This window comes from Alkalibacterium thalassium (assembly GCF_900101165.1).
Lineage (GTDB): Bacteria > Bacillota > Bacilli > Lactobacillales > Carnobacteriaceae_A > Alkalibacterium > Alkalibacterium indicireducens.
Genome location: NZ_FNFK01000085.1, coordinates 1 through 6,624 on the forward strand (window position 1 = coordinate 1; position 6,624 = coordinate 6,624).

Here is a 6,624-nt window from a genome sequence, read left to right on the forward strand (position 1 = left end):
GAAAGACTAACTATATAAAGTCAAGCAATAAAACCTAATATTTCTACAGTCTATTTTGGAATTTAAGGGCGCACCAAATAAGCTGAATCAAGCGTCATTTTTGAAATTATCGCAAACGGACTTCGTAAGGTTCATTCTTTTTCAAAATAGCATAAATAATGTAACAGAGTTTGCGTGACACGGCGCCCAGAGCTGTAAGGTGGTGTTTACCTTCAGATATTTTCTTTTCGTAAAATGCTTTTAATACAGGATCGTGTCTTGAGGCTACTAGTGCAGCGGAGAATAAGGCTTTTCTTAAATATGGAGAGCCCCGTTTACTCATGACGTTGTGTGTTCCTTCAAACTCACCCGATTGGGTGACAGAAGCATCAATACCGGCATAGGCAACTAATTTAGCTGGTGAGGAGAACTTGTTTATATCACCAATTTCTCCTAGTATCGTCGCACCGTTAATTGGACCGATACCCGGGATTGTTTCTATCACAGAATCAATATCATCCATGATCTTTTTAATTTCTTTTTCTGTATCGGTTATTTGCTTTTCAAGAAATTTTAATTGCTCAATCATTGAACGTAATTGAAAGGTGAATGTTTCCTGGGCGAATTTAACTCCAAAGGAGTGTGAGGCAGCGGTTTTTAGTTCTTCAGCTTTCTTCATACCCAAGCGATTTCTACTGGCTTCCCCCAATAAATCAGCTAGGGCACCTGCAGAAATGTGATTGATGGCATCAGGAGAACTCAGTTCTAACAGAACTTCCTTTGAGGCTTTGCCAAAAATGCCCACTTTACTAAAAAGTGTATCGTATTCAGGAAAAACTTGGTCCAATACCGCAATGATTTTTCGTTTGAAGTCACTAGCGGTGCCCACAAGATAGGTTCGGTAGCGAGAGAGTTGTTTCAACGAAAAGATGTTTTCATCGGATAAAGATGTTTCTACAAAGGTTCCGTAGCGCATTAAATCAGCGATCAAGACAGAATCAATAATATCGTTTTTACGTTTGCGAATTTCCGTTCCTTTCCGCCAACCATCGGTCTGAATCGGGTTAATGACGTGAATTAGAAAGTCGTGCTCATCCAAAAAGGAGAAAAGAGATAGCCAGTAATGGCCCGTTGCTTCCATTCCGACTTTATACTGATCAATCGGAGATAAAGAGATGATTTTTTGGAGAAGTTTTTCTCCACCTTCAGTTGAATTGGGGAATGAAAAGCCTTTTAGTATCACTTTTCCTTCTTCATTCATAACTGAGGCTACATGGCTTCGTTTGCCAATATCAATTCCTAAGAAGAACATAACGACACCTTCTTCATTTAATTTTGGATTGAACAGCCACTCGTCTGAAAAGCGTCACTACCTTGTTATAGATACGGAGTAAAGCACGAGGCTTTCAACATCTAACTCATTCGCAATCAGCTTATCAGAGAGAGGAACCAGTCTTTCGATTACGAGTTCAAGGACTCAAGGAGTAAACGGCTAACCTCTCAATCCAATAAACTAATTATCTCATATCTAATGAGATGAGGTAATCGAAAAGAGGTTCATAGGGTTATCCAGTAAAAACCGGAAGGTTAAAACCCTAAATATAATATACAAGGGAGTATATAAATGGATTTAGAAGCACTTATAAATCAATATCATAATCAACTTAATGAAAATGACTTGGCAATTATTACCTATATTTTAGAAAACCTAGAAGAATGCCAGAAATTAAGTATTGTTGATTTGTCAGAAAGATGCCATACTTCCAAATCTTCAATTCACCGATTAACAAAAAAGTTAGGCTTCACAGGATTTAGTGAATTTAAATACAGCATGAAAAGTACATCAAAGCGAAACTTACCTAGTAAAAATTTAATGGATTTGCAAAAGGATGATATTGAAGCTACTTTAAAATTAATGAAACAAGCAGATGTTGAAAAAATTGCCAAAGAAATGCACAAAGCAGAACGAATTTTTGGTTTTGGAACAGGATGGGCACAGCGAAATGCACTGAAAGAACTAAGTAGGAACTTAATGAGTGTAGGGAAACATATGTTGATACTCCCAGCCAAAGTTGAATTTGATTTAAGTATGCCGATGATTACAAAAAATGATTTTGTCATTATTATCTCATTAAGTGGGGATACTAGAAAACTAGAAAAAAATATTAAAGTTTTAAATTTTAGAGAGGTACCGATTTTATCTGTTACATCGTTTCAAACTAATTATTTAGCACAAATGACTCCGTACAATCTTTATTATCATACTACCACTCTATTTCGAGAAAACTCACATGAAGCAACGTCATTTGTTACTTTACATCTAGTTTGTGATGCTTTATATCGTGAGTATATAACATATCGTGAGATGAAAGAAAAAGGTAGTGAAAAAGCATAATTTTATTAGGATTATAGTGGTTTTTCAAGGGGCAAGGTATAGATTGGGCAACGCACGCCCTTTTCTTACTTTGCTTTCGTGTGCCTTTTTGGATAATTTATTAAATCAATAAATATGAAAAAAATTCCCGCTACTTGGGAAAAAGAACAGAAAGTGAAGCCATTTCACAACAGTGCTCTATTGTATTGTAATAGGATTTCTCTAATAGTAGAATGAATATATACAAATGAAAGAGAGGGGAAACAATTATGATGGAAAAGATTCAAAGGTTTGGTGGGGCGATGTTTACGCCTGTGCTATTATTTTCTTTTGCTGGTTTAATGTTAGCGATTACAATTATTCTTACTAATCCGATGCTAGTGGGAAGTATTGCAAATGAAGGTACAGTTTGGCATAGTTTTTGGTCAATTGTTAATAGCGGGGCATGGACTGTTTTTAATCAAATGGAACTTTTGTTTGTAATCGGTTTACCGCTTGGGTTAGCTAAAGTGGAACAAGGAAAAGCAGCTATGACAGCTGCGGTTACTTATCTTACATTTAACTATTTTGTAGGAGGCATTTTAGAGCATTTTGGAAATCATTTAGGTGTTGATTACTTTGGTGAAATTGGTGCAGGTACAGGATTAAAGGAAATTGCAGGGATTCGAACACTAGATACAAGCATTGTAGGTGCGATTGTCATTGCTGCTATATCTGTTTGGATCCATAACCGTTATTTCAATAAGAAATTACCTGATTTCTTAGGGATTTTCCAAGGATCTGTATTTGTGTATATGGTTGGCTTCTTTGTAATGATACCGGTTGCTATTATCACAGCAATAGTATGGCCGCAAATTCAAGAGGGTATTAACTCTTTGCAAGGGTTTATGGCTGCTTCTGGGATATTTGGGGTATGGATTTATACATTCTTAGAGCGGATTTTAATTCCGACTGGTTTACATCACTTTATCTGGCAACCATTTGTATTAGGGCCAGCTATTATAGATGGTGGAATCCAGCCCACGTGGTTTGAGAACATGAATTATTTTGCTCAATCTACGCAGCCGTTAATTGAGTTGTTCCCAGAAGGTGGATTTGCCTTACATGGAATGTCGAAAGTTTGGGGGGCAATAGGTATCTCGTTAGCGTTTTACTTCACTGCAAAACCTGAAAAGCGTAAGAAAGTTCTTGCGATTTTAATTCCAGTTACATTGACTGCAGTATTGACTGGGATTACAGAGCCATTAGAATTTACATTCTTATTCATTGCGCCAGTATTATTTGCTATACATGCCGTATTAGCAGCGACAATGTCTGCAACAATGTTTGCGTTCGGAGTAGTAGGGAATTTCGGTGGTGGTTTAATAGACTTTATTGCTATGAACTGGTTGCCGTTATTCAATAACCACTGGGGAACATATTTAACGCAGATTACTATTGGGTTTATTTTTACTGGTGTTTATTTCTTGTTATTCCGATTCTTAATCGTGAAGTTTAATTTTGCAACTCCTGGAAGAGAAGAAGATAGCGAGGATGTAACATTTTATAGTAAGAAAGAATATAAAGAGAGATTAGCAAAGGCGAAGGAACAAGGTGCTGAGATTAATGAGTTTACAGAGCCTGCGATGGCTTATATTGAGGCTTTAGGTGGTGCTGACAATATTGCTGAGGTAAATAATTGTGCGACTCGCCTCCGTGTAAATGTAAAAGACAACTCTTTATTGGCTGAAGATGCTGTTTTTAAAGATGTTGGTGCCTTTGGTGTAGTAAGAAAAGGTAATGCTTGTCAAGTTATTATTGGCGGTAGCGTAGGTAATATCCGAGCACAAGTGGATGAAATATTAAAGGAACATAGTGCGTAAAGTGAACTAGACTGCTCTTATCTTGAGGGTAGGGGCAGCTTAGCATATAAATAACAATACTTAATTTTATTGGAGGAATTTTATTATGAAGAAGTTTTCAGTTTGTATTGCAGGTGGAGGAAGTACATTTACACCGGGAATTGTATTAATGTTATTGGATAATTTAGATAAATTTCCTATTCGTACGATTAAGTTTTATGATAATGATGGAGAGCGCCAAAAGGTGATTGCCGATGCTTGTGAGATTATGTTAAAAGAACAAGCGCCTGATATTGATTTTGTTGCTTCTACTGATCCTGAGATTGCATTTACTGACATTGATTTTGTCATGGCACATATTCGTGTAGGAAAATATGCAATGCGTGAAAAGGATGAGAAGATTCCACTGAAATATGGCGTAGTTGGACAAGAAACATGCGGACCTGGTGGAATTGCATACGGAATGCGTTCTATCGGTGGAGTATTGGAACTTATTGAATTTATGGAAAAATACTCTCCTAATGCATGGATGTTGAATTACTCCAATCCTGCTGCAATTGTTGCGGAGGCTTGTCGTTTATTAAAACCAGACTCGAAGGTAATCAATATCTGTGATATGCCAATTGGTATTGAAGAGCGTATGGCACAAGGATTAGGTTTAAAATCACGAAAAGATATGGTTGTACGTTACTTTGGTTTAAATCACTTTGGATGGTGGACAGACATTCGCGATAAAGATGGTAATGATTTAATGCCTCGTTTAAAAGAACATGTAGCGAAATATGGCTATGGACCTTCCCCTGAGATGCTTGAGGCTGCAGGTGAATCTCAGCATGATGATGAAAGCTGGAAGCATACGTTTGGTGTAGTAAAAGAGTTCTATCCGCTATCACCTGATATGTTGCCTAATACCTACTTAAAATATTACTTCATGGCTGATGAAGTGGCGGCACATACAGATCCTAGTTATACTCGGGCAAACATGGTAATGGATGGTCGTGAGAAACATGTCTTTGGTGAATGTCAAAAAATTGTAGAAAAAGGGAATTCAGAGGGGACTACACTAGAAATTGATGAGCACGCATCTTACATTGTAGATTTAGCCCGTGCGATTGCCCACAATACGAACGAGCGTATGCTATTGATTGTAGAGAATAAAGGTGCGATTGCAAACTTTGAGCCAACTGCAATGGTAGAAGTTCCTTGTATCTTAGGAAGTAACGGTGCGGAACCAATTACACAAGGAGAAATTCCACGTTTCCAAAAAGGATTAATGGAGCAACAGGTAGCTGTAGAGAAACTTGTGGCAGAAGCATGGTCAGAGAAGTCGTACACAAAACTATGGCAGGCAATTACCCTATCTAAAACTGTACCAAGTGCAAAAGTAGCAAAACAAATCCTAGATGATTTAATTGAAGCAAATAAAGATTTCTGGCCAGAGTTGGGATAACAGTTATTTATCTTAAATTTTGGAAAATGGAAGGGTTCAGTCCTTATTTCTCGCAAATGGGAACTGAACCCTCTTAAAGGTAAAGGATTTAAAGAAAGGGAATGATTTATTGTCATCCTATTGTTAAGTGTTCCTACTAAAAAGATGTTGAGCATGGGAGAGATAGAAAATGTTAGGATTATTTAAAAAGAAGCAAAAAGAAGAGGTTGTAGTAGCACCATTGACAGGGAAAGTAATTCCATTATCAGAAGTACCAGATCCAGTCTTTGCACAAAAAAATGATGGGAGATGGTCTAGGGATTATTCCAACAGAGGGTGTCTTAGTATCACCAGTTGAGGGAAAAGTAATTCAAGTGTTTCCGACAAAACATGCGGTAGGAATTCAGTCAGATTTTGGAGCAGAAATTTTAATTCACATTGGACTTGAAACAGTGAATATGAACGGTGAAGGATTTGAGACATTTGTGAAAGAGGGGGACACGATAAAAATTGGACAAAAATTAATAACTTTTGATTTGGAGTTAATCGATGAAAAGGCAACAAGTACAGTAACACTAGTAGTTATTACAAACGGTGATCAAATAGAAATTGTCCGCAAAGATGAATGCCAAGAAGTGCAGGCAGGTAATTGTAGAAAAGCATTCTATACCGACTAGTCGAAAAGGACAGAGGTATACTGTACTGCAGACCAGAAGCGGACAAGTATTACTCAGAGAAATATTGAGCTGGGTCCATACTAGAGATGTAACTAAGCTATAAAAATCGAGTTATATAGATACCTCCAGGAGAAATTGAGTAAGCAAAATCAATTCTCTTTTGAACTATTCGAAAAATACAAAAAGTTAAAAGCGTAGAAGTGAGTCTATACAATAGAAGAAACAGAAAGGGGCTGGGAAAAAACTCCCCTAAAATGAATACATCCCTCGACCGATTTTGAGAAAAAAATGGTCGAGGGATGTTTCTTTTTTAAAGACAAAATG

General features: G+C 37.1%; 5 protein-coding genes. 4 read left to right on the top strand and 1 reads right to left on the bottom strand.

What is annotated here, in order from left to right:
* Positions 1-106: 106 nt before the first annotated feature.
* Positions 107-1,291 (bottom strand): IS110 family RNA-guided transposase, encoded by a 1,185-nt coding sequence (locus BLR76_RS10950; RefSeq protein WP_091267568.1) that lies wholly within the window; start codon positions 1,289-1,291, stop codon positions 107-109.
* Between the two features lie 312 nt (positions 1,292-1,603).
* Here BLR76_RS10950 and BLR76_RS10955 point away from each other — a divergent pair, with 312 nt between their 5' ends.
* The 4 genes from BLR76_RS10955 (at position 1,604) to BLR76_RS10970 (ending at position 6,300) form a co-directional block, all read left to right on the top strand.
* Positions 1,604-2,374 carry a MurR/RpiR family transcriptional regulator gene (locus BLR76_RS10955; protein WP_091268886.1) on the top strand — a complete coding sequence of 257 codons (771 nt, stop codon included), beginning with the start codon at positions 1,604-1,606 and terminating at the stop codon, positions 2,372-2,374.
* Between the two features lie 248 nt (positions 2,375-2,622).
* Complete coding sequence (locus BLR76_RS10960; RefSeq protein WP_091268888.1) at positions 2,623-4,215, top strand: alpha-glucoside-specific PTS transporter subunit IIBC; 1,593 nt, start codon at positions 2,623-2,625, stop codon at positions 4,213-4,215.
* Positions 4,216-4,300: 85 nt separating this feature from the next.
* A complete protein-coding gene (locus tag BLR76_RS10965) occupies positions 4,301-5,644 on the top strand; it encodes a 6-phospho-alpha-glucosidase (protein WP_091268890.1) in 1,344 nt (447 codons plus the stop codon).
* A 266-nt stretch (positions 5,645-5,910) separates the two neighbouring features.
* Positions 5,911-6,300 carry a PTS sugar transporter subunit IIA gene (locus tag BLR76_RS10970; protein WP_342706606.1) on the top strand — a complete coding sequence of 130 codons (390 nt, stop codon included), beginning with the start codon at positions 5,911-5,913 and terminating at the stop codon, positions 6,298-6,300.
* Positions 6,301-6,624: the final 324 nt, after the last annotated feature.